We start from the raw sequence: 24661 nt of genomic DNA, 5'->3' as shown, positions 1-24661 counted from the left end.
AAATTTAGACAATTATGAGTTTTGGAATTGAAGCAGCGGGCTATTATGTGCCTGGTTTATATTTGGAGATTAAGGATTTAGCAGAAAAAAGAGGAATAGAACCGGCGAAACTGGAAAAAGGCTTAGGTCTTCATAAAATGGGACTTTCTGATGTTCACGAAGACGCCGCTACTTTTGCAGCAGAAGCACTACTGAAGCTTATAAAAGATTATCAAATCAATCCTGAAGAAATAGCAAGAGTATATTTGGGAACAGAAAGTGCGGTGGATGCAGCAAAACCTACAGCTTCTTATGCTGTGCAAATGGTAGAAAAAGTATTGGAAGAAGAATTTGGAACAAGATGTTTCAGAAACTGTGATGTACTGGATATGACTTTTGCCTGTGTAGGAGGAGTGGATGCACTCCATAATGCTCTGGATTTTGTAAGAGTAAATCCTGATAAAAAAGCAGTCGTGATTGCCAGTGATTATGCAAAATATGAATTGGCTTCTTCAGGAGAATATACCCAAGGAGGTGGAGCTGTCGCTCTTTTGGTTTCATCAAAACCGGATCTTCTTGAAATTGAAAATAATTGGGGCGTTGCTTCAGAAAGTGTCTTTGATTTTTTCAAGCCGAGAAGATTATATAAGAAAGAAGATTTGAATGGAGCTCCGGAAACATATCCTGACAAGGTTGAAGTTTTTACAGATGAGCCTGTTTTTGACGGACAATATTCTAATCAATGCTATCAGGATAGAATAAAAGAAGCTTATTATCATTATAAAGAGATCACAGGGCAGAATAAACCTTATGAAAACTGGGAACATATTATTTTCCATCTTCCCTATGCTTTCCATGGGAAAAGGGTTTTTACTGAAATATATAGCCTTGAAAATGACCTTTCCTATGAAACTGCGGAAGAACAGAAGGCGGTTGCCAAATCGGAAAACTATCTGAAATTAATTAATGATAAGATAGAAAAGAGCCAGAGAGCCTCTTCAGAAATAGGAAATATGTATACGGCATCTATATTTATGGCGTTTCTTTCTGCACTACAAACATCTTTTAATGAAAATGAAGAACTTTCAGGAAAAGAAATTGGTTTTGTAGGCTATGGAAGCGGTTCGAAATCAAAAGTGTTTGCCGGTAAGGTTTCTGAGAACTGGAGAAAAGTAGTTGGAAAATGGCATTTATTCGAAAACTTAAATCAGAGATCAGCTGTTGATTTTGAAACCTATGAAAAACTTCATAGAAAACAATTGAGAGAATCTGTAAACAAAAATTATAAAGGTTTCGGGCTTGTTTCGATTGAAGTGGAAAATCCTGTTTTAATTGGCGCCAGATATTATCATTATCAACCATAAGTTTTTAGAAAATTAACACATAAAGCATCTCATATTTTGGGATGCTTTATTTTTTTACTGTTTTTTGTGAAGTATTATCATTCATTGTGGGTCATTTTGATACTTTTTATGGGGATATTAACTATTTTGTTTTGGATATTATTAATTGGAAATTTTTGTTTTGTTGATTTTTTTTATCGCTTTTTTCAATAAAGTGAAACCTTATAATTTTTTTTCAATTTGTTGAAATTCTGTCAAATTTCTATTATTGTTTATTTTATAAATCAATAGAAATGATTTCTCTGCTGGAGGTGGTGTTTTTTAGTATTCACAATGAATTAAATACGTTTTAATATGTTGTATTACAGTTATTTGTGATTTGATGTTGTTAAGGATTGTTAACATATTTGTTGCTTAGATATATTAAAATATGTTAATATGAATGTGAAATTATACGTATTGAGTGCAGGAGCTATGTTCTTTCTTGGGCAGACTGCTTTTGCACAGAAAGTAAAAAAGGATACAGCTAGGTCAAAGGAGATTGATGAAGTTGTGGTAGTAGGTTATCGAAATACTACGAAAAAGACAGCCGTTACTTCAGTTGCTACGGTAGACAGCAAGACAATTGAAAACAGACCTAATTCCAATGTTTTAAATATTGTTCAAGGGCAACTTGCCGGAGTAAATATTACGGCAAGTACTGGTCAGCCAGGAGCAAAACCGACGGTCGTTATCAGAGGAGTAGGAACATTTAATGGTAATACTGACCCGCTATACGTTATCGATGGTTTTCCGTCAAACAGTGATAATTTTAGATCAATCAACCCCAATGATATAGAAACATTTTCTGTATTAAAAGATGCTTCAGCAATTGCTCAGTATGGTTCCAGAGGATCTAATGGTGTCATTATGATCACCACAAAGAAAGGAGGCTATAATGAAAATATGCGCATTAGATATAGTACGCAGTTTGGAGTTTCTATGTTGCAGGATCCTAAATATAATTATGCCAGTTCCAAAGAATTGTTGACCATGCAGAAGGGTTTTGGAGTAGGTCTAGGTGCTGAAATGACTGATGAACAAATTGCCAATTATAATATAGATACCAATTGGAGGAAAGTTTTTTTTAGACCAGCGGTTACCCAAAGTCATGATTTGTCAATAGAATCAGGAGGGAAAAATATAAGTTCATATACTTCTGTAGGGTATTTGAATCAAGATGGTATTCTGAAAACTACAGGATTGAAGAGGTTTACAGTAAGAAATAATATTAATGGAAAAAGTTCCGATGACCGTTTCAGATACTCTCTGGTAACAGGATTGGGATTTTCCAAGAATAATGAGGCCATTTTAGATGGTGGGGCTATTAATAGAAATTATGTCTTAGGGGCTTATCAATCTGCACCATATGTATCACCAAGCCTATATCAAAGTGGAAAACAGCTATATGACTTATACAAAAGTGATGGCACTTTGCTATATACACCATTAATGTTGATGGATAAACTGGTAAATTATGATAATCTGACAGAAGAAATAAGGTTGGATATGGCTTCTAATTTATCATATAAAATAACAAATGATCTGACAGCAAAAATGAGAACCTCAGGCCAATTTCTGAATACCAGATTTACTCAGTCAGAATATCCGCTTTCTTTTAATGCATTTTTATTTAAAGGTGCTCAGGAGTTTTCAGGATTTGAAGATGTTAATCAAAGAAGAGAATTTTTATTCAATAATTTATGGCAATTAGACTATTCTAAAACCATAGGGAAACATAGTTTTTCTTTAAGTGGATATGCAGAATATAATTATTCACAATGGGATGCTACTAATTTTAGACAGAGAGGTTTAGATCCAAAAACATTTGTTCCCGGTACAGGATCCGGATATATTACTGATACTCCTAATAATGATTTTTATGTCCCTCAGACGGCCGTATTTAAATTGAAATTAAATATGATCTCGTACTTTGGGTCATTTACTTATGATTTCAATAAAAAATATGGAGTAGAAGGTTTTGTGAGAAGGGACGGGACAAGCAGATTCGCCAGTGACAGACAATGGGGAACTTTTTGGTCAGTTGGAGGTCGATGGAATATAGATCAGGAAGCTTTTATGCAGAATGTAAAGTTTGTAGATGTTTTCAAATTAAGAGCATCTTATGGTACTCAGGGAAATCAAAGGATTGTTGATACAGATGTAAATACAAATATTCCAAGTGTGTATGCCGGATTAAATCCGCCACGATTTACCAATATTTATTCTGTGACCAATAATACTTATAATGGAAGCCAAGGATATGCAATTACTTTTGGTGATGGTAACCTCAGATGGGAAACAACTAAACAATATAATGCAGGAGTGGATTTTGAACTTTTCAAAAGAAGATTGAGAGGTTCTTTTGATTACTATAATAAAAAGACTACCGAATTGTATATGCCTGATCCTGCGGCTCCTGTATTGGGAACTTTAAGTGTGGTAAGAAATACAGATGCTTCAATAGTTAATAAAGGTATTGAAGTGAGCTTGGCTTATGATATAGTAAAGAATAAAGAAAAAGATCTTTCATTAACTTTTAGAATTAACGGATCAATAAATACACAAAAAATAGATGGTATTAAAAGTGGTGGAGGTAGAATTTCTGAAGGAACAGAACCTCAGTACATCACCGCAAATGGAGGGCTACTAAGAGAACCTTTTGTTTATAAATATTTAGGGGTAAATCCAGCTAACGGGAATTTATTGTTTGAAGATATTAATGGTAATCCTACTGAAAATCCTACTGCAGCAGACAGAAGATTGTATGGAAAAAATAATTTACCAAAATATCAGGGAGGTTTTGGAGTAGATTTTAATTATAGAAACTTCTTTGCTTCAACTACATTCACTTTTGTTGCTGAAGTTGTTCGTTATGATTATGACCTGGAAAGCTTATATAGTTCTGATAACTTAGCTAGTTTTACAGTAGACAAAGATCTTCAGAATGCATGGACGATATCTAATGTCAATACAGATGTACCTTCTTTAAAAGCTGCAAACTTAGGACTTCAGGGACACTCTGATCGGTTTTTGAAAGATGCCTCCTATCTTAGAATGAGAAATGTTCAGATTGGATATAGGCTGCCTCAAAGATTTTTAAAAGACATCTTTATCAATAGTCTGTCTGTTACTTTGCAGGCGGAAAACTTATTTACCATTTCAAAGTGGAAAGGTTTTGATCCGGAAAGTCCTAGAACTTATGATCAGCAAAAATATCCAACACCTAGAATTGTGACTTTAGGTTTTGATATTAAATTCTAATTGGTAAATATTAAATTAATTACAATGAAAAAAATATTTATATATATAACATTTGTGTCTGGATTGTTGCTAACTTCTTGTGATAGTGATCTGTTGACACCTTTTACCCCAGGTTCTTTAACTGAAGAAACTGCAATTACTCAATCTTCTGATTTGCAGAAATTAATGAATTCTACCTATAATATTCTTTCGGATAGATCTGAAGTTGTATTTTCATCCGTGTTTACCGACGAAGTGGGAATAGGATATGCTAATGGTGGACAAGGGCTTACTTCAGAATATATTTTCTTATTGATTCCTTCTTCAAAAACTCCTGCTAATATTTGGGTAAATACTTATTCAGCTTTAGCAAGAGCAAATAGAGTTATTCAATATGCAGATCAAATAATACCAGCAAATACAACTGATGCAGCGCTTATTTCCAAATTAAAAGCTGAGGCTTTGACAATAAGAGCGTATGGGCATTTGAAAATATTATCTTATTATTCACCTAATCCAAAAGATGATAATGCGTTGGCCGGAATACTGGCCAATAAAGTATTTACTTTCGATGAAAAAGAAAATCCAAGAGTAACAAACGGAGTGTTTTATGCACAGATTCATAAGGATTTAGATGATGCTCTTTTAATCTATAATGGAATTAGCAATTATACTGCTGATAATAAGATGGCTAATAAAAATTTTGCAAAAGGATTGAAAGCAAGAGCTTATGCTTATAAAGGAGATTATATAAATGCTGAGAAATGGGCAGATGAGGTAATAAATACTTCGCAAATTACATTGGCTAATCCTGTAGATTACCGCAAAATATTTTTTACCGATAATGAACCTGCCAATAAAGAAGTTATTTTTAGATTAAAAAGAACGCCTCAGCAAAACACTCAGTTAACAAATTTACACAATGGTTGGTGTTCTATTGCTCCTAATATAGATGGCTCTCCTTTCTATGAAGTAAGCAGGTCTTTATTTAATCTATTGGATCAAAGACCAACCGATGTGAGACGAAATGTAATTGTAGCACCATCTTCAATTATTGATCCTAATTATGCCACTTCTGCAGATTACAGAAATTCTGATAAATTGATTATCCAGAAACATGGAGGAACTGAATCGGGTAGCGTCACTGCGGCAACAACTTCAACCAACGGGTTTAATAATGATTTTAAAATCATGCGAATTTCTGAAATGTATTTGATTAAGGCTGAGGCAAGAGCCAATGCAGGGGACTTAGCTGGTGTAGGATTAGCATTAAAGCCTATTCTGGATGCAAGATTTGGTGTTGTACAAATTACACCTTTATATTCGAATATAACAGCTGCATGGGCAGATATTTTGAAAGAAAGAAGGTTAGAGCTGGCTTATGAAGGACATCGCTTTATAGATATAAAAAGATTGGCAACAAAGGCAAATGTTACCATTGATAGAAATCCGGCAGATTATTCTTCCAGTTCTTCCGATTACCCTGCGGCAAACCCCGTTAATTTGCCTAACAATAGTTATAAGTTTGCTTTACCAATTCCCCAGGATGAACTAAATGCAAATCCTGGTATAATCCAAAATCCTGGATATTAGCAATTAACAATTTTTTCTCTTTACCCCTCAAAAGGCTGTCTCTAAGACAGTCTTTTGAGGGGTAAACTCGTCGTTTGTTATGTAAATTTTAAGAAATTGAATATATTTTTTTACATTTTCTCTTAAAATCAGGCAGGGTTCTATTTTATATTTTTCGTAAGTTTTGTTTATTGAAGTTTATTTTTTTAACCTATTGTTTAAAATTGATTTAAATTGATTTTAATTTTGAAATTTATTAAAATTCCGTTAATGTTTAAAATGACTTATTTTTTGTTAATTTTTTAAATACAATTAAAATGATTCCCCATCATTTTTCAAGTATGAATGTGAATCTCTCCGTTCTGGAAGCCTGTTTTCAGCATTTAATGAATTGATGTTACAGATATTTATTAACATATTTGTCCCTTGAATATATTAAAATCTGTTAATATGAATGTGAAGTTACATGTATTAAGTGCAGGAGCTTTGTTTTTTTTAGGACAAGCTGCTTTTGCGCAAAAATCTAAGAATGATTCTGTTCTGAAGGAGAATAAGATCGATGAGGTAATCGTTACTGGATACCAGAAGAAAAAAGCAGATGAAATTACCCAGGCTCAGGCTGTTGTGGGTGGAGACGAAATCAGAAGAAACTCTCCTACAACATCTATCGGTAACTCTTTACAGGGTAGAGCTTCAGGGGTATTTGTACAAAGTACTACTGGGCAGCCAGGTGCTGCTGCTACCATCCAGGTGAGAGGGATTGCCGGTGTTGGAGGTTCTTCAGAGCCTACTTATGTAGTAAACGGGATGTACATGACTGCAAGACAGTTCAGTGCAATCAACCCTGCAGATGTAGAGTCTATTTCAATTCTTAAAGATGCTGCTGCTACAGCACAGTATGGTGCGAGAGGAGCAAATGGAGTAGTGGTAGTAACTACTAAAGCCGGAAAAGCCGGGAAAACTCATTACTCATTTGAAACTAAATTTGGTTTCAGTGAGAGATTGAAGGACAATAATTACACCATGATGAATTCTAGGGAATTGATGGATTTCCAGAATCAATTGGGATACCTTGGATTTAAGCCGAGATCTCAGCAGGAAATGGACAGACTTGCAGCTTTTGATCACAACTGGCAAAAAGATCTGTTGAAACCTTCAAGCATCCAGTCTTACTTATTCAGTGCTCAGGGTGGATCCAGAGAAAGTACTTTCTATTACTCTTTAGGGTATGATTCTGACAACGGGATCATCAGAGACATTGACGGTCTTAAGAGATACACAGGTAACTTCGGATTTACGAATAAGCTAAGTGAAAAACTGAACGTAGGAATCAACCTTGGTGTTCAGTATCAGGAAACACAGAATTTCAGAGACAGAAACAATACACAGAACCCATTTGGGGCAATGTATAAATATGCTCCTTACGAGCCTGTTTACAATCCGGACGGAAGCTATAATCAGACAATGAGAGCGGGTTCTAACGTTGTTGAGCAGATCCGTAATTACAGATTAGATGATCAGAGACTGAGAATTCCGGTAACTTTATTCGCTGAATATAAAATTATCGATGGTCTGAAGTTTAAAACAAACTTTAACGGACTTTTCGATTGGTACATGGGAACTCAGTGGTTGAAGAAAGGTTCAAACCTGGATATCACAGTAAACAAAGTTCCTACAGGTTCATTGAACAAAAATTCATTCTATACATTTAACTATACTTGGAATAACTCCATTAACTATAAAAAATCATACGGAAGCCACAACTTCGATTTCTTAGGATTTATCGAATATAACGATAACTACAACGAAACAATGAACGGTGGGGCTTACGGATTGAAGTCTCCGGCATTAAATGTTCCATCTATTACGACTCCTTCTGACAGAAATACATTTACCGGAGTTAAGGTAAGAAATACCCTGTTCAGTTTAGCAGGTATGTTAAACTATGACTATGAAGGTAGATATTTGGTAACAGGATCATTGAGAAGAGATGCTTCATCAAGGTTTGGTGCCAATAACCAAAGTGGTATTTTCTGGTCTGCAAGTGCTGCCTGGAATATCGCGAAGGAAGAATTCATGAAAGGTGGTTTTATCAATGACTTAAAGCTTAGAGGATCTTACGGTACTACAGGTAACGATGGTACTTTACCAGACTATTATAATGTTAATAATATCAGTTACGGTTTATATGGTGCTAATGGTACTTCATATCCGGGAACAGCGTCACAAGGAAGCTATATTATCGGTAACAGTAATCTTAAATGGGAATCTAACGCGATTACCAACTTAGGAGTAGATTTCACAATGTGGAACAGAAGAGTTCGTGGATCCGTAGAGGTATATAAGAATAAGAGAAAAGACTTTGTACAGCTTGTACCTTTGGACAAACTGGAAGGAGGATACTACCAGTATATCAATGCAGGAGATATGTCTCAGAAAGGTCTTGAAGTTGAGCTTAGCGTAGATGTGATCAAGCAGAAAGATTTCCAATGGAATCTACATGCTAATATCTCTTTCCAGAAATCAATTCTTGACAAGTTAGCAGACGGACAGACTGAAAGAAACTTAGGAGATACTTATCTGAAAGTAGGTGAGAGTCCATATGTATTCTATAATGTAAGATTTGCCGGAGTAGATCCAAGCAATGGAAATGCATTATATTATGATAAAGCAGGAAACATTACTAATGTTTACAGTGCATCGAATGCAGTTCCTCTTACTGATAAATCTCCATTCCCAAAAAGTTTTGGTGGATTCGGAACTACAGTTCAATACAAAGGGCTTGATTTCAGTGCAGACTTTGCATTCAAGTTAGGTGGATATACGTATAACAACATGTATGCTGCTGCTGTTGACCCAACATTGGCTGTTGCAGGTAGAAACATGGCGCAGGCTGCTGCTCAGGTTTGGCAAAATCCAGGAGACACAGGAGTATTCCAAAAAGTTGACTCAAACGGTATGCGTGATTCTGATCAGTGGATTGAAAAATCAGATTATTTAAGATTAAGATCACTTACATTAGGGTATACATTTGATAAAGCGTTCCTTGGAGAAGGATCTCCTATCAATAAGCTTAGAGCATATGTACAAGGACAAAACTTATTTACAGTAACCAATTTCCACGGAGAACCTGAGGTTTCAGTTGGATCTGGTGAATCTACAGCATTGTTCGTTCCTGGAGCATATAACCTTTATACTTACCCAGCTGTAAAAACAATCTTGGTAGGATTGCAATTAGAATTTTAATATCGAATAGCTTTATGAAAAAGAATATAATAAAAATAAGTTTAGCTGCGTTAACCATTTTTGTTTCGTTGACGTCTTGCGACAGAAATTTAGATCAAATCTCATCAATCAATGAAGATCAGGAGCAGGCAATGACAAGACCTGAGACCTTCAGACAGGCTATGGATGGTGCTTATAGTGCCCTTAAAGGAGGTGGGTATTATACGAGTGATACAGGAAACCAATTGATCATGGGTGATCTTACTACTGATAACCTGGTTCGTACAACAACAGGTAGAAATACCAATTTTGCTGCATCAAACTTCGAATTTTCATCAGATAATTCACAAACAACAGGTTTGTTCAGTGCTGCTTATCTTGTAATCAGCAGAGCTAACTTTGTTTTGAAATACATCAATAACGGTGTATTATCTGGAGCACAGAAAACCAATTTAGAAGCTGAGGCAAGAGCATTAAGAGCAATCGCTCATTTTGATATTGTAAGAGCATATTCTCAAATCCCAACTCAAGCTGCAGGAGCTAAAAACTCAATCGGAATTTATTATTCAGAAACATATGCTCCTTTAAATAATACATCATCCCGAAATCTGACAGTTGATCAGGTTTATGATAAAATTATTGCAGATTTATTATTTGCTGCTGATAATATTACTCAGAATGATGCTGATAAAGGAAGATTAAGCAAAGCTGCGGTATACGGATTATTGTCAAGAATAAATCTTTATAAAGGAGACTATGCCAATACCATCAAATATGGTGAATTGGCACTAGGACTTTCTCCAAGTATTACAACATTGGATAACTTTACAAGAATCTGGAAAGAAAACGAAGGTTTATCCAGAATCACAGACGGAGTATTATTCCAGGTATCAAATGCTCCAGCTGAGCAAAATACAGTAGGAGTTGCTTACAATCAGTCAGTTCCGGCCTTAAGATCAGAATTTGTTGTAGATTACGATTTATATACAGCTTATACATCAAACGATGTGAGAAAAGGAGCTTACTTCACTGAGGGTACATATAGTGGACAAAAATATAACCACGTTACAAAATATGCTGGTAATGGTGGTCCTGCTAATATTGTACCGGTTAAATATCTTAGATCTGCTGAAGTATTATTGAATGTAGCTGAAGCATATTCAAGATCAGGTAATGGAGCACAGGCTTTAGTTCTGTTAAATAAATTGAGAACAGAAAGATATTCTTCATTTACTCCTGGTACAGAAACAGGACAGACTCTTCTGGATGCTATCCTAAAAGAGAGAAGACTGGAGCTTGCATTTGAAAATGACAGATGGTACACATTGAAGAGATTAAACCTTCCTGTTCAGAGATCAGGTAAAGGAGATCTTTTTGACGGTACAGGAACACCTGCTGTTGCGCAGACTCTTGCAGCTGGAAGCTTCAAGTGGCAATGGCCAATTCCTATCACTGCTATTCAGGCAAACCCGAACATTAAGCAGAACGATCAGTATTAATAATTAAATATTTAATTTTTATAATACATGAAGAGCCCTATTCAATAGGGCTCTTTTTTTATATCATTACTTCAGAAAATAGAGAATTATCTCATAATCATTCTATCCTGATAACTTTTCGGAGTTACTCCTTCCAGTTGCTTAAAGACTCTGGTGAAGTAATTGGTATCTGAAAATCCCGTCTGAAAAGCAGTTTCTTTGATACTGGTCTGACTGGCTAGCAACTCTTTTGCCCTGTTAATTCTCTCCTGCAGAATAAAATCATTAGGGGAAGTTCCCAACTCATCTTTGAACATTTTAAAGAAATTAGATTTGCTTACATAAGCCAGTTTGGCGATACTGTCAATGGATAATTTCTGGTGCAGATTTCGTTTAATATAATCCACCACAAAACCTATTCTTGACTTATTCTTTACAATATTCTTCTCTACCATACTCCTTGCCTGGGTCTGCATCAGTCTGATCAGGAGTTCTTTCAGAGCAAAATCAGCCATAATATCCTTTTGAGAATTATCATCCATGGCAATTCTCATAATATTGTTGGTAGCTGAAGCAAGGGCCTTATTATTAAACAGAAAATACTCATCCAGCTGAATATTCCATTGTGAGGTTTCATCTACCTTGGGAAGGTGGTAATTGAGATAATTAAGAGAATCCTCAATAAAATCCGGATTAAGACTTAATGAAATACATTGCGTAGGAGTCTCATCCGCTTCAGGAAAATCAATCACCATCGTTTCACCCGGTGCTACCAGAATACTTTCACCGGGGTAATAATCAAAATAACTGGTTTTATTATCCAGTTTCATATGCTTTTTACCTCTCAGCATTGCTGTAAAAGCAATGTTTTCAAAATGAAGTTTTACATCAAAAGCAGCCTTATGAGTTTCATAAATACTGAACTCACAATTGTTTAAATTAAATTTCGTCTGGTTTTCAACAAGACTCAATAGCTGGTTCTCCTTACGTAATTCAGGAGTATTTAATAAAATCTTAGTATTGTTATTCATTTCTAAAATTTTTTGAAGCGGAGGTAACTCAAATATAGAAAATTTGACCGTACGTTGCTGTTAATAAAATACTAAAATTGAAGCCCTTGCACTATTTTACACTTTTTTTATACGATTGTGCTATACTCTTTTTGGCTTCTCAGTGTAATTTGGTAGTATCGAAAAAATAAAAACAAACTAATATGAGTACTATTACAGAACCAAGATCAACGACCCTTTTACAGCGTCCGGAGTTCAAAAACAGATATGATAACTATATTGATGGTAAGTTCACACCGCCTGTTAAAGGACAGTATTTTGACGTAGTTTCTCCGGTAGACGGGAAAAAATTTACCCAGGTAGCCCATTCCTCTAAAGAAGATTTGGAATTGGCTGTAGATGCTGCGGATAAAGCTTTCCGTACCTGGAAAAACACTTCCTCTACAGAAAGAAGCATTATTCTGAATAAGATTGCCGACAGGATAGAACAGAATTTAGAATATCTTGCTACAGTAGAAACAATAGACAACGGGAAGGCTGTAAGAGAAACACTGGCCGCAGATTTACCTTTAGCCATTGACCATTTCAGATATTTCGCGTCTGTAATTCGTGCAGATGAAGGATCTCATAATGAACTGGATAAAGACACTGTATCTCTGATTGTTCACGAACCTCTTGGAGTCATCGCACAGATCATCCCATGGAATTTCCCGATACTTATGGCTGTCTGGAAACTGGCTCCGGCATTGGCAGCTGGAAACTGTGTGGTTTTGAAACCCGCAGAAAGTACCCCCGTTTCAATCATGGTTTTAATGGAATTGATCGGAGACCTTTTACCAGCTGGTGTGATCAATATTGTTAACGGATTTGGAGCGGAACTTGGAAGAGCTTTAGTGACCAATCCGAAAGTTGCCAAAGCAGCATTTACCGGATCTACTGCTACAGGACGTATGGTAATGCAGTATGCCACAGAAAATATCATTCCTGTAACCCTGGAATTAGGAGGGAAATCACCCAATGTATTCTTCAATTCAGTAATGGATGCCGACGATGAATTTTTAGATAAAGCGATAGAAGGAGCCGTACTTTTTGCTCTTAATCAGGGTGAGATCTGTACATGTCCTTCAAGACTGCTGGTTCAGGAAGGTATTGCAGATGCCTTTATTGAAAGAGTGATTGAAAGAGTAAAAGCCATCAAAGTGGGAAATCCTTTGGATAAAACCGTGATGATGGGAGCACAGGCTTCACAGATTCAGAAAGATAAAATCCTTTCTTACATTCAGCTTGGAAAAGAAGAAGGAGCAGAAGTTCTGGTAGGAGGAGATGTCAATAACCTTGGAGAAGATTTGGAAGACGGATACTACATTCAGCCTACAATTTTCAAAGGAAATAACAGAATGAGAATCTTCCAGGAAGAGATTTTCGGTCCGGTGCTGGCGTTTACCACTTTCAAAGACGAAGAAGAAGCAATAAAAATTGCCAATGATACCATCTACGGACTTGGAGCAGGAGTTTGGACCAGAGATGCCCATCAGCTGTACAATATTCCGCGTCAGATTGAAGCAGGAAGAGTTTGGGTAAACCAATATCATTCATATCCTGCCGGAGCGCCTTTCGGAGGTTACAAACAATCTGGAATCGGAAGAGAAAACCATAAAATGATGCTCGACCATTACCGTCAAACCAAAAACATGCTGATTTCTTACAACAAGAATAAGCTAGGTTTCTTTTAATATTATTTAGGACGTGCCCGATTGCCTTGGCTTTTTCCAGGGCAAAACGGTCGGGCTATCCAGGGCTGCACTTCGTTTCGGTACTTCATTGCATTTCGCACCGGCTCGTTCCTCGCCGCCCTTACTATCCCTCACGCAACGAACTTATCTGCTCAAAAGTGGATATAAAAACAAATAACCCCAAATAACTCAATCCAAAAAATAAGATATGATTCCAAAAACAATGAAAGCAGCAGTAGTTCAAGGCTACGGCCAGCCACTGAAAATAGAAGAAGTACCTGTAAGAGAACCCGGAAGATATGAAGTCCTTATCAAAGTAATCGCCTGTGGTGTTTGCCATACCGACTTACATGCTGTGGATGGCGATTGGCCTGCAAAACCCAAAATGCCTCTTATTCCAGGACATGAAGGAGTAGGTATTGTGGTGGCCTGTGGACCGGAAGCTTTTGTAAAAGAAGGAGATGCGGTAGGAGTTCCATGGCTGTACAGTGCATGCGGATGCTGTGATTACTGTATCACGGGATGGGAAACCCTTTGTGAAGCACAGAAAAACGGAGGGTATAGTGTAGATGGCGGATTTGCAGAATATGTCATTGCGGATTCAAGATATGTAGGACATTTGAAATCAGATGTCAACTTTCTGGAGATTGCTCCTATTTTATGTGCGGGAGTAACGGTTTATAAAGGATTGAAAGAAACAGAAACAAAACCTGGAGAATGGGTGGCTATCTCAGGAATCGGAGGTCTGGGACACGTAGCTGTTCAGTATGCAAAAGCAATGGGAATGCATGTTGCAGCCATTGATGTTGCAGATGATAAACTTGAACTGGCGAAAAAATTAGGTGCAGACCTTGTCGTCAATGCAAAAAATACAGATCCCGGAGAATATTTACATAAAGAAGTTGGCGGAATGCACGGTGCATTGATTACAGCGGTTTCACCGATTGCTTTCAAACAGGGAATAGACGTGTTGAGAAGAAAGGGAACTATTGCTCTGAACGGCCTTCCTCCCGGCTCTTTTGAACTTCCTATTTTTGAAACCGTTTTAAAAAGAATCACAGTACGGGGTTCTATCGTAGGAACAAGAAAAGATATGCAGGAAGCACTGGATTTTGCCAATGAAGGATTGGTAAAAGCTACAGTCACTGCCGCAAAACTGGAAGATATTAATGATGTTTTTGATAAAATGAAAAAAGGTCAGATTGACGGCAGAATCGTTTTGGATATTGCCGGCTCAAATTAATTGATGATGTGTTGTGAATCCCGGTTAGAATATATTTTACCGGGATTTTCTATTACTATACATTTTGTTTTAAACTAAAATAAAAACAATGGAAACAAAAATATCAAGACTTTCTGCAACGGAGCAGGCTCTTGAAGTCATCCATAAGCTGGAAGACCAATATGGTCCCCTGATGTTTTATCAGGCAGGAGGTTGCTGTGAAGGTACACAGCCGCAATGTTTCGAGAAAGGAGGTTTTTTTCCCAGAATGAATGATGCCATGATTGGTACCATTAGTGGATATGAGTTCTGGATAGACCGTGATCTTTTTGAATACTGGCAATATTCCCACTTTACACTCGATGTTACAGATGGTTTCGGGCCAGGTGGCTTTTCACTGGAAACTCCTTTAGGAAAAACTTTTAAAGTTCATTACAGACTTTTCACTCCCGATGAATATCAAAATCTGGAACCGGTAAAACGGAGTGAATAAAGTAAAGGATTAAGGTTTTTGAGCAATATAGATAAGCTCTCTTTCAAATTCATACTTCCCTTTTGAAATTCCTCTTTTCAGAATGAAATATTGAGTGACAGCAATTACTAAAGCGATTCCTGCAAACACAAAGTTTTTTTGACCGCCCAGTATATTGACAAAAATTGCCACAAAGCAAAAACACAGAATCATCATCCAGTTAAATATCTGAAACCCCGAAGGAAAAAATTCGACAAAGACAGAAGATTGACCGTTTTTATCAGAAATAGTCCCCTGAAATAAAGGATTACTCCGATTCATATCAAATAACCTGGCTCTTCTTTTTATGGTAAAGCTGTTTGCATCAATTATTCCCCGATATTCAAACCGCGTGGGAATTGAAGAATCTTTTTCCAGAGATATGAAGGTAGTATTGGTTTTATAGGTTACTTTCCATAATCTCTGTATGAGTTCTGCACTATTGATATTGAGATCAAGATTCAGGCTGTTGTATAGGCCAATGCTTTTGAAAAATGAGTTCATCTGTTAAAAGAAAATAGTTCAACAACAATCAGACTTTTACAAACCGGTTGACAAACATGGCGGCGACGATATCTCCTACAGCATTCAGAACAGTAGCCAAAGGATCTACCAAAGTCCCGATAATCATCACCGCAGGAATGGCTTCCTGAGGTAATTTATAAACAGAAATCATCAGCATTTCCCCGATATATCCACCATTGGGAATTCCTCCGGCTACAATACTTACGAAGACTGTAATTCCTAACGCTAAAAGTAGGTTGGCAGGATCAAAAAAGTCTTTTCCAATGATTAAGAATGCTACATAAATCTTAATAATAGAAGACATGGAAGATCCGTTTTTATGCAATGTAGTCCCAATAGGAATCACCAGATTGGCAATAGAATTCGGAATTCCGATTTTTGAGGCTGCCTGCAAATTAGCTGGCATCGTTGCAAAACTGCTGCAGGTACTTATTGCCGTTAAGGTAGGGTAGATGGCATTCGTCCAGAAACTTTTGACTCCTTTCTGCCCATTCGCCATAAAAGCATAAATAGAAAAGAACACCAGAAAATAAATAATTCCTGCAATATAATAAAGCCCCAACGGCTTTGCATAAAATCCAAAAAGCTGTGGTCCTAAAGTAGCTACCTGATACGCAAAATATGCACCCAAACCAATAGGAGCAAGCTTCATAACCAATAACAGCAATTCTTTCATCACTTCATATCCGGAAGCAATAAAAACCCTGAAAGGCTGTCCTTTTTCTCCTGTTTTCCTGGCTGCAAATCCTGTCAGAAATGCAAATACCAAAAGAGCCAGCATATTCCTTCTTGAGAAAAGTTCAGTGAATTCTCCTACAGTAAAGAAACTTACGATTCTGTTGCCCCATGAATCTTCATTTGCTGCTTCAGTAATGATCTCAGAACTTCCGGATACCCCAGAAACAGGGAAGAGATATACGGCACAGATTGTGAAAACAGCTGCCGTAAGAATAAAGAATAAAAAAGTAAGTGCCATCACAAGAATGATCCTTCCAAATTTAGACTGCTGCTCCAGAGAAGCAATAGAATTGGATACCGCAAAAAATACCAGAGGAACTACACTCACAAAAAGAAGATTAAGGAATATATCTCCCAAAGGTTTAATATATTCCACAAAACCAGGAGCAACAATTCCAATGATGCTTCCAATGGTGATTCCTAAAAGTAAAAATATGATTCCGGAGTAGTTTTTCAGTACCTCTTTCATGTAGCGCTTTTTATCAAAGATAAGTTTATTTTTAACATTCCGTTATACAATTTTCAGACCTAAAATTCATAAATTTGGGTAAACCTCATTTCTATGGCTTATATAGATTACTATAAAATTCTAGGCGTAGATAAAAGCGCAACACAGGATGATATTAAAAAGGCCTACCGTAAACAGGCAAGAAAACATCATCCAGACCTTAATCCTGGAGATAAAGAAGCAGAGAAGAAATTCAAAGAGCTGAATGAAGCCAATGAAGTGCTCAGCAATCCTGAAAACAGATCAAAATATGATAAGTACGGAGAAAACTGGAAGCATGGCGAAGAATACGAAAAAGCCCAACAGCAACAGCAAAGACAATATCAGCAGCAAAGTTATAACGGAGGATATTCCGGAGCTGACTTTGGTGAAGGAGAAGATTTCTCAGATTTCTTCCAGAATATGTTCGGTGGATCTGGTGGCGGATTCGGTAAAAGTTCAAGAGGAAGAGCCTCCGGTAAATTCAAAGGTCAGGATGTAAAAGCTGAACTGAGTCTGAACTTAAGAGATGCTGCAAAAACCCATCCGCAAACCTTTGAAATTAATGGGAAAAAAGTCAGAATCACTATTCCTGCAGGAGTATATGACGGGCAGCAGATCAAGCTGAAAGGGCACGGAAACCCAGGAGTAAACGGAGGTCCAAACGGAGATTTATATATTACCTTCAATATTCCGGTTGATCCGGATTTTGAAAGAATCGGTGATGATCTGAAAACCAAAGTAGCGATTGATCTGTATACAGCTGTTTTAGGAGGGGAAGTGAAAGTAAATACCCTGGAAGGCAGTGTAAACCTTAAAGTAAAGCCTGAAACCCAAACCGGAATGACGGTAAGACTAAAAGGAAAGGGCTTTCCTGTCTATAAGAAAGAAGGAGAATATGGAGATCTTTTTGTAACCTATGAAGTGAAACTGCCCACCAACCTTACCGAAAAGCAGAAAGAACTTTTTGAACAACTAAAAAATTCCTAAGCCATGAGTGAAAGAATATCGCGGGAAGAACTCGTAAAAATCTATAATATAGAAATTACTTTTTTTGATGAGCTTGTAGATTATGGGCTGCTGAATATTCATATTGAAAATAATATTCATTATCTGATGTATGAAGACCTGCCTGATCTGGAGAAATTTGCCAACTGGCATTATGATCTTGAAATTAATCTGCCAGGCCTTGAAGTAATTCATAATATGCTGAAAAAACTGGATGCTCTGAACCGCAGAAACAGAGAACTGATGAGTAAACTTTCTGCAATAAGTGATCAATATGAAGATATTTAGTTTAGTTTTGTAGCTTTTTAAAGCAAACTCTATAATTTATGAATGAAGAAAAGGTGATTATCCTAAAAACAGATAGAAAGATTTTTGAAGATATTTATTTTAGCGGTAATCAGGGAAGTCTGCTTTTTTCTCCCACAACGAAAAGTAAAACCATTGCTACCATTGGAGCGGCAGTGATTGTTTTCATTGTTTTTCTTTTGAAAGATCTTCTGAGTAAAGAAAGTGTGGGGATTTTATACTTTTTGAGTTTTATATTTTTGCTGTGTGCCATTTTTTTGTCTGTCAGCGTTAATAAAGTTTCAAGATGGAAAAAACAGGTGAATCACTACTTAAATGTACTGGAAAAGTGCAACGTGTATGAAATCAGGTTTGATCAGAATTTTTTCACGGTGAATATTGATGGTGAAAAAGAAACCAGTGAATGGAAAGATTTTGAATACTTTGACAGCAATAATGAATTTATTTCCCTTGAAGGAAAATACAGCTATATGTTTCCCAGGAAAGCAATGAGTGAGAAAGAATACAGTTTTCTTAAAACCAGATTAAAAGAAAATATCAAGCAATAAAAATAAAAACGAAGCAAAATTTTGCTCCGTTTTTTTTATTTGTAAAAAAGAGGTTTATTAACCTTCCTTATTTTCTTCCAGCCAACCCATTTCTTTCATCCACTCGTCATTGTAGATTTTTCCTACATATCTTGAACCATGGTCATGAAGTAAAACTACAATGACATCATCTTTAGTAAACTGATCTTTCATCTGAATCAAAGAAGCAATGGCGCTACCCGCAGAATATCCACAGAAAATACCTTCTTCTTTCGCCAGTTTTCTGGCATAGATGGCTCCGTCTTTATCCGTTACCTTTTCGAAGTGATCAATCACAGACATATCATAGTTTTCAGGAATGATATCTTCTCCGATACCTTCTGTAATATAAGTATAAGCATGATCGTAATGCAGTTCTCCTGTTTCATGGAATTCTTTCAAAATAGAACCGTAAGTATCCACTCCGATTACTTTAATGTTCTCATTTTTTTCTTTGAAGAAAGTTCCGCATCCCGTGATCGTCCCTCCTGTTCCTGCTCCTACCACAAAGTGAGTCAGCTTTCCTTCCGTCTGTTCCCAGATCTCAGGAGCTGTAGATTCATAATGAGCCGCTCTGTTGGATAAGTTATCATATTGGTTTACGTACCATCCGTTTTCGGTCTCTTTTGCCAGTCTTTTAGATACTGAATAATAAGAACGCGGATCAGTAGGTTTTACGTCTGTAGGGCAAACGATTACTTCAGCACCCACAGCACGAAGGATATCACATTTTTCTTTAGACTGCTTAGAATTCGTTACAAAAATACATTTGTAACCTTTGATGATGGCAGCTAATGCCAGTCCCATTCCTGTATTTCCGGAAGTACCTTCGATAATAGTTCCTCCAGGTTTTAATCTGCCGTCTTTTTCGGCATCTTCTATCATTTTAAGAGCCATTCTGTCCTTTACGGAGTTTCCGGGATTGAAGGTCTCTACTTTTGCTAATACTAATGCCGGAAAATCTTCACCTAATACTTTGTTAAGCTTTACCAGCGGTGTGTTACCTATCGTTTCAAGGATATTTTTTGCGTATTTCATAAATGTTTTATAAGCAGCGCAAAGATAAGGCTTTTAAAATTATCTGCGCTGTGGATAACGTGTGGATAAGTTGTGGATAACGCTGAAATCAACTGATAAACAACGAATATCTTTCAAACGAATATCTTTCAATTATCAATTATCCTGTTAGTTGTACTTAATCGCCTTCACCGGAGAAATCTTACTGATCAGGTAGCTTGGAATAATCAAAGCCAATCCGGAGATGAAAAGAATTCCCACTGAGATGGATATAATTGCAATTGGATTAAGATCTACCGGAACGGTACTTACATAATAGTTTTCAGGATTAAGTTTAATGATCCCAAAGAATTTCTGTATTAAAATCAGTCCCAATCCGATGGCATTACCATATAAAAGCCCAGGAATCATAATAATCAGGGTATAATTAATGAAAGTTGCTCTTATCTGAGAATTGCTTGCTCCTAATGTTTTCAAAAGACCAATAGAATTTGTTCTTTCAATAATAAGGATCAGAAGAACCATAATAATATTGATCACGACTACAATCAGCATAATAATGATAATTAATGCAATGTTGGTGTCAAAAATACTGATCCAGTCTGTAATCTGAGGAAATTTCTCAGTAGCTTTTTCAGCATAATTTTTATAACCGATCAGTTTTTCAATTTCAGGGAAATCTTTGTCGATATCATTCACATTCTTCAGGAAAATATCTATTCCGCCAATTTCATCAGGTTTCATATCCTGAATTTTTCTTGCATGGTTAATTCCTCCAATAACAAACTGCTCATCAATCAGTTTGATATCCGTTCTGTAAATTCCGATAACTCTGAATTTACGGTAAAGCGGTTTTTGATCTGCTTTTAAAAATACGGTAACAATACTGTCATTTAATTTAAGATGAAGGTCATTGGCTACTTTTTGCGAAATAGCAACATCATTGTTGAAGCCCTTTTCCGTTACTTTTGGAGTTGTTCCGGCAATAAGGAATTTTTTAAATCTTAAACTGTCAAAATCCTTTCCTATTCCCTTGAATATAATTCCGGCAAAATTGTGCTCATTACGCATAATTCCAGTAACTGTCACATATTTTTGAGTGCTTTCCACATCGGGAAGTTCCTTTATTTTTGGAATATTTAAGCCCTGGTTATCGAGAACAGAAGTATTGTATGAAGAATTCGAACGTGTGGATCTTACCGTGATATGTCCGCTGAAATCTGCCAGCCTCTCTTTGATAGCTTTTTTGGAACCAAAACCAGTGGCCACGGTAATTAAGGAAACAATAATCCCCAATGCTACGGAAAGCCTGCCAATGAAGATGATAACCCTTGAAAGGTTATTTTTGTTATCTTTGGAAAATGCTATTTTTCTAGAGAAATATAAAGGAAACTTCAAGCTTATGAATTTAGATTTCAAAATTAAAAATTTACTTCTGATTTGCCTAATTTTTTTAGGAGTATTCAACCAATATTATTCTCAGACTCAAGTTCAACCGGATTTTAAAACCGGAGCAGACCAGCCTGAAATGTATTTACCCCTGTTAAAAGATAAAACGATAGGGATCGTTACCAATCAGACGGGCTTGATGAATGACAGAACTCATTTGGTAGATTTTCTGGTAAAAAACGGGATTAAAATAAAATCTATTTTTGCTCCTGAACATGGCTTCAGAGGGGATGCCGATGCCGGGGCAAAAGTGAAAAACGGAGTAGATGTGAAAACTGGAATTCCTATTGTTTCTCTGTATGGCAATAATAAAAAACCAAAGCCGGAACAGCTTGCCGGAATTGATATTGTCATTTTTGATATCCAGGATGTTGGAGTAAGATTCTATACTTATATTTCCACGTTGTCTTATCTGATGGAAGCAGGAGCGGAAAATAATGTGGAGATCATGGTACTGGACCGTCCCAATCCACATGATGGATATACCGATGGCCCTGTATTGAGGAAAAAATGGACAAGTTTTGTAGGGCTGCACGAAGTTCCTGTTGTTTACGGACTTACCATAGGAGAGTATGGAAAGATGGTAAGCGGAGAAAAATGGTTGAAAAATGGGGTTCAAGCTAAATACACGCTTATTCCAATGAAGAACTATCATAAAAAGCAGCGTTATCCAATGCTTGATAAGCCTTCTCCTAATTTACCCAATGATAAAGCAATCAATTTATACCCGAGTTTGTGCTTTTTTGAAGGAACTCAGGTTTCTGTAGGAAGAGGAACAGATCTTCCTTTTCAGATTTATGGTTCTCCATGGACGGAAAGTCTGCCGTATCAGTTTACGCCAAAACCAAGCTATGGTGCTAAAGATCCCTTCCTGAATGGGAAGTTATGTTATGGTGAAAATCTCTCCGGTTATCCTAATGATTTAAGAGAATTAAATCTTGAATGGGTTATCAAAGCTTATCAGAATTATAAAAATCCTCAGCAGGATTTCTTCCTGAAAAACCTGTGGTTCGATACCTTATCAGGAACTGATGAATTAAGAAAACAGATCATCGCCGGAAAATCAATTTCAGCAATTAAAGATTCATGGAAAAAGGATCTTGAAAGTTTCGAAAAGATCAGAACCCGATATGTGGTGTACGAAGATTAATTAATCAAAATTCTGGGGCGGATTTTTATCATTTCTGCCCTTATTTAATATAAATAATCCGATTGTCAGTCCGACAACCCCTGCAAAAGCAGTCATTAATGCCCTTTCTAATTTATCAGGCAGATCATTTCCGATATAATTCATTAAAAAAAGGATCACAAAAGTGATCACTAAAATAATGATATGATTTCTTCCGAATAGCTTCATGGTATTATTTTAATTTGTAAGAAATCATTACACCTCCTCTGTATGGGATGATTTCACCGCTTTTATTGAAATTCTCAGCAGAGTCATAACGTTTTCCTGTGGATTTGTCATATCCTTTATAAAACCCTTGTGATGTTCCAACCGTTCCGTAAATGTCAAGATTCCAACGCTCAGATAATTGAAATTGGTATCCTGCAGTAATCCCAAGCATTACAGAGAATCCTTTTTGGTAGAGATTGGAATTAGTAAGGATTTCTCCATTCCAGTTTTCAAAGGTGCTGTCATTCCAATAACTCCATTTTGTGGCATTGTAAGCCGCTACAGATACGTTAGCACCTACATACCAATGTTTGAAAGCCTCCGTAAAGTAGTACCTGCCTTCTGCAGAAACAGAATAAAATTGTAATTTATGTCCACCGAAAGATTTCCATGGTGAAATGAAAACGTCTCCCTGAAGGGTATATTTTGGACTTATCTGTTTTTCTATTCCAAGGTTTAAAATACCTAGTGGAGCAAATAAAGCATTTCCTTTTATGTATAAACTTTTATCCTGTCCTCCTTGTTCCTGTTCCTGAGCACTCAATGTACTTGTGGACAGGAAAGCTAAAATGCCTGCTGCTAATAATTTATATTTCATCCGGTAGTAATGTTTATTTTATTTGCTTTAATAGTTCATCTGCCAATTGAGAATCCTTATTGCCCTGAACTGCCATATTTTTAGACATTTCAGCGTAGTTTTTTGCCATCTCTTTATTTCCTGTAAGATTGTAGAGTTTGGCAAGAATATAAGTGTTTTCTGACGTTTCGCTTCTCATGACAGATTTTTCTGCCCATTCAGTAGCTTTCTTTAATGAAGAGAGTGTTTTCACATGATCTGCAAATATCCATGCTGCTCTTAGAAGCTCATTAGGATCAAAGGTGTCAGAATTTTTATAATAATCTAAAGCCGCTTTTTCGTACTCAGGAAAATTGGTATTTTGTTCATAATAGCTAAGCTTAGTCTGATTCAGTTTTTTTACAGCAGCTTCTTTTCCTACCAATGGTTCGGCAGCTTTCATGAAATAGTCATCGTTGATTTTTTTATTTTTATCATCAATAGACTGTTCTACTATTTTTCCCAATTTGAGCTGAGCATCAAATTCGGTGTATGTTTCTTCAGGAAGGAACTTAACAATCTCCGCCTTTCTGGAGGCAAAAACACTGTAATTGGTATCTTCCGATGATTTTACGAAATAGAGAAGAAAACCAATTTCATCTTTTGTCAATTCTTCAGTCTTCTTTTTATTCTGGAAATATCTTTCTGACGCTTTTTTTGCAAATTCATAATCTGTATTAGCGTTCAGCTTCATGATATTAATAAGAAATTCCGGGTCTTTTTCACCACTGGCAAAACGGTCTTTAAGAGATCCCTTTTTATTTCCGGGTGAATTGATATCCTGAGCCATTGCCACAAACATGCTTTCTTCCATATATCCTGTGTTTCTGGAAACAAGCTCTCCTTCACCATTCAGGAAAAGATAAGTAGGATAGGAACGTACCCCGAATTGAGAAGCAATATCTCTGCCTTCTCCTTTTTCCATGTCAAATCTTGCATTAATGAAGTTGGTATTGTAATAATCGCTGACCGCTTTTTGAGTGAAAACATTTTTTTCCATCATTTTGCATGGTCCACACCAGGAAGCATATGCATCAATAAAAACCAATTTCTTTTCTTTTTTGGCTTTTGCAATAATATCTTTGAATGGCAGCTCCTGAAACTTGATGGATTCCTGAGCAGAGATAGCGATGGCACAAAAAATAGATATCCCGGAGATGATCTTCTTCATTTTCAAATAAGATTTGTAGGCGAAGAT

Annotated in this window: 20 protein-coding genes; 12 read left to right on the top strand and 8 right to left on the bottom strand. The window is 36.5% G+C overall.

Features of this window, described 5'->3' with window-relative positions; translation table 11 throughout:
* Positions 1–14 precede the first annotated feature (14 nt).
* The 5 genes from CQ022_RS09045 (at position 15) to CQ022_RS09025 (ending at position 10900) form a co-directional block, all read left to right on the top strand.
* The gene (locus CQ022_RS09045; RefSeq protein ID WP_105681091.1) at positions 15–1343 is read left to right on the top strand and encodes a hydroxymethylglutaryl-CoA synthase family protein; all 1329 of its coding nucleotides are present in this window, start codon (positions 15–17) and stop codon (positions 1341–1343) included.
* A gap of 417 nt (positions 1344–1760) precedes the next feature.
* Positions 1761–4625 carry a SusC/RagA family TonB-linked outer membrane protein gene (locus tag CQ022_RS09040; RefSeq protein WP_105681090.1) on the top strand — a complete coding sequence of 955 codons (2865 nt, stop codon included), beginning with the start codon at positions 1761–1763 and terminating at the stop codon, positions 4623–4625.
* A 24-nt stretch (positions 4626–4649) separates the two neighbouring features.
* Positions 4650–6197 (top strand): RagB/SusD family nutrient uptake outer membrane protein, encoded by a 1548-nt coding sequence (locus CQ022_RS09035; protein ID WP_123864412.1) that lies wholly within the window; start codon positions 4650–4652, stop codon positions 6195–6197.
* Positions 6198–6626: 429 nt separating this feature from the next.
* Entirely contained in the window at positions 6627–9422 is a 2796-nt protein-coding gene (locus tag CQ022_RS09030; RefSeq protein ID WP_105681088.1) for a SusC/RagA family TonB-linked outer membrane protein, read from the top strand.
* A 14-nt stretch (positions 9423–9436) separates the two neighbouring features.
* Positions 9437–10900 carry a RagB/SusD family nutrient uptake outer membrane protein gene (locus CQ022_RS09025; RefSeq protein WP_105681087.1) on the top strand — a complete coding sequence of 488 codons (1464 nt, stop codon included), beginning with the start codon at positions 9437–9439 and terminating at the stop codon, positions 10898–10900.
* Between the two features lie 86 nt (positions 10901–10986).
* On the opposite strand, the gene CQ022_RS09020 is transcribed toward CQ022_RS09025, so the two are convergent.
* Positions 10987–11910, bottom strand: coding sequence for a helix-turn-helix domain-containing protein (locus tag CQ022_RS09020; RefSeq protein ID WP_105681086.1), 924 nt, complete (start codon positions 11908–11910; stop codon positions 10987–10989).
* A gap of 182 nt (positions 11911–12092) precedes the next feature.
* On the opposite strand from CQ022_RS09020, the gene CQ022_RS09015 reads away from it, so the two are divergent.
* The 3 genes from CQ022_RS09015 to CQ022_RS09005 all read left to right on the top strand — a co-directional run bounded on the left by CQ022_RS09015 (position 12093) and on the right by CQ022_RS09005 (position 15337).
* Positions 12093–13622: an aldehyde dehydrogenase family protein gene (locus CQ022_RS09015; RefSeq protein WP_105681085.1), complete on the top strand. Its 1530-nt coding sequence runs from the start codon at positions 12093–12095 to the stop codon at positions 13620–13622.
* Positions 13623–13830: 208 nt separating this feature from the next.
* Positions 13831–14865, top strand: a complete 1035-nt coding sequence (adhP, locus tag CQ022_RS09010) for an alcohol dehydrogenase AdhP (protein WP_105681084.1) — start codon at positions 13831–13833, stop codon at positions 14863–14865.
* Positions 14866–14953: 88 nt separating this feature from the next.
* Positions 14954–15337 (top strand): DUF779 domain-containing protein, encoded by a 384-nt coding sequence (locus CQ022_RS09005; protein ID WP_105681083.1) that lies wholly within the window; start codon positions 14954–14956, stop codon positions 15335–15337.
* 9 nt (positions 15338–15346) lie between these two features.
* Here CQ022_RS09005 and CQ022_RS09000 read toward each other — a convergent pair whose 3' ends face one another.
* Both CQ022_RS09000 and CQ022_RS08995 read right to left on the bottom strand, forming a co-directional pair.
* Positions 15347–15859 carry a hypothetical protein gene (locus tag CQ022_RS09000; RefSeq protein ID WP_105681082.1) on the bottom strand — a complete coding sequence of 171 codons (513 nt, stop codon included), beginning with the start codon at positions 15857–15859 and terminating at the stop codon, positions 15347–15349.
* A 28-nt stretch (positions 15860–15887) separates the two neighbouring features.
* Complete coding sequence (locus CQ022_RS08995) at positions 15888–17087, bottom strand: dicarboxylate/amino acid:cation symporter (RefSeq protein ID WP_105681081.1); 1200 nt, start codon at positions 17085–17087, stop codon at positions 15888–15890.
* A 93-nt stretch (positions 17088–17180) separates the two neighbouring features.
* On the opposite strand from CQ022_RS08995, the gene CQ022_RS08990 reads away from it, so the two are divergent.
* The 3 genes from CQ022_RS08990 to CQ022_RS08980 are packed head-to-tail and all read left to right on the top strand — an operon-like array spanning position 17181 to position 18967.
* Positions 17181–18095 (top strand): DnaJ C-terminal domain-containing protein, encoded by a 915-nt coding sequence (locus CQ022_RS08990; protein WP_105681080.1) that lies wholly within the window; start codon positions 17181–17183, stop codon positions 18093–18095.
* A 3-nt stretch (positions 18096–18098) separates the two neighbouring features.
* Positions 18099–18401 (top strand): chaperone modulator CbpM, encoded by a 303-nt coding sequence (locus CQ022_RS08985; protein ID WP_105681079.1) that lies wholly within the window; start codon positions 18099–18101, stop codon positions 18399–18401.
* 38 nt (positions 18402–18439) lie between these two features.
* Complete coding sequence (locus CQ022_RS08980) at positions 18440–18967, top strand: hypothetical protein (protein WP_105681078.1); 528 nt, start codon at positions 18440–18442, stop codon at positions 18965–18967.
* Positions 18968–19024: 57 nt separating this feature from the next.
* On the opposite strand, the gene CQ022_RS08975 is transcribed toward CQ022_RS08980, so the two are convergent.
* Positions 19025–20023, bottom strand: a complete 999-nt coding sequence (locus CQ022_RS08975) for a PLP-dependent cysteine synthase family protein (RefSeq protein ID WP_105681077.1) — start codon at positions 20021–20023, stop codon at positions 19025–19027.
* A gap of 147 nt (positions 20024–20170) precedes the next feature.
* Positions 20171–21400 (bottom strand): ABC transporter permease, encoded by a 1230-nt coding sequence (locus CQ022_RS08970; protein WP_105681076.1) that lies wholly within the window; start codon positions 21398–21400, stop codon positions 20171–20173.
* Between the two features lie 4 nt (positions 21401–21404).
* Between CQ022_RS08970 and CQ022_RS08965 the strand changes: the two genes are divergently transcribed.
* Positions 21405–22601: an exo-beta-N-acetylmuramidase NamZ domain-containing protein gene (locus CQ022_RS08965; protein ID WP_105681798.1), complete on the top strand. Its 1197-nt coding sequence runs from the start codon at positions 21405–21407 to the stop codon at positions 22599–22601.
* Here the strand turns inward: CQ022_RS08965 and CQ022_RS08960 are convergent, their stop codons facing one another.
* Genes CQ022_RS08960 through CQ022_RS08950 form a run of 3 tightly spaced genes read right to left on the bottom strand, consistent with a single transcriptional unit; the run spans position 22602 to position 24634 of the window.
* Complete coding sequence (locus CQ022_RS08960; RefSeq protein ID WP_105681075.1) at positions 22602–22808, bottom strand: hypothetical protein; 207 nt, start codon at positions 22806–22808, stop codon at positions 22602–22604.
* Between the two features lie 4 nt (positions 22809–22812).
* The gene (locus tag CQ022_RS08955; protein ID WP_105681074.1) at positions 22813–23445 is read right to left on the bottom strand and encodes a DUF3575 domain-containing protein; all 633 of its coding nucleotides are present in this window, start codon (positions 23443–23445) and stop codon (positions 22813–22815) included.
* A 13-nt stretch (positions 23446–23458) separates the two neighbouring features.
* The gene (locus CQ022_RS08950) at positions 23459–24634 is read right to left on the bottom strand and encodes a thioredoxin family protein (protein WP_105681073.1); all 1176 of its coding nucleotides are present in this window, start codon (positions 24632–24634) and stop codon (positions 23459–23461) included.
* Between the last annotated feature and the right edge of the window lie 27 nt (positions 24635–24661).

This window comes from Chryseobacterium culicis (assembly GCF_002979755.1).
GTDB classification, from domain to species: domain Bacteria; phylum Bacteroidota; class Bacteroidia; order Flavobacteriales; family Weeksellaceae; genus Chryseobacterium; species Chryseobacterium culicis_A.
The sequence above is the reverse complement of the archived record's forward strand: the minus strand, read 5'-3'. Positions and strand labels throughout refer to the sequence as shown.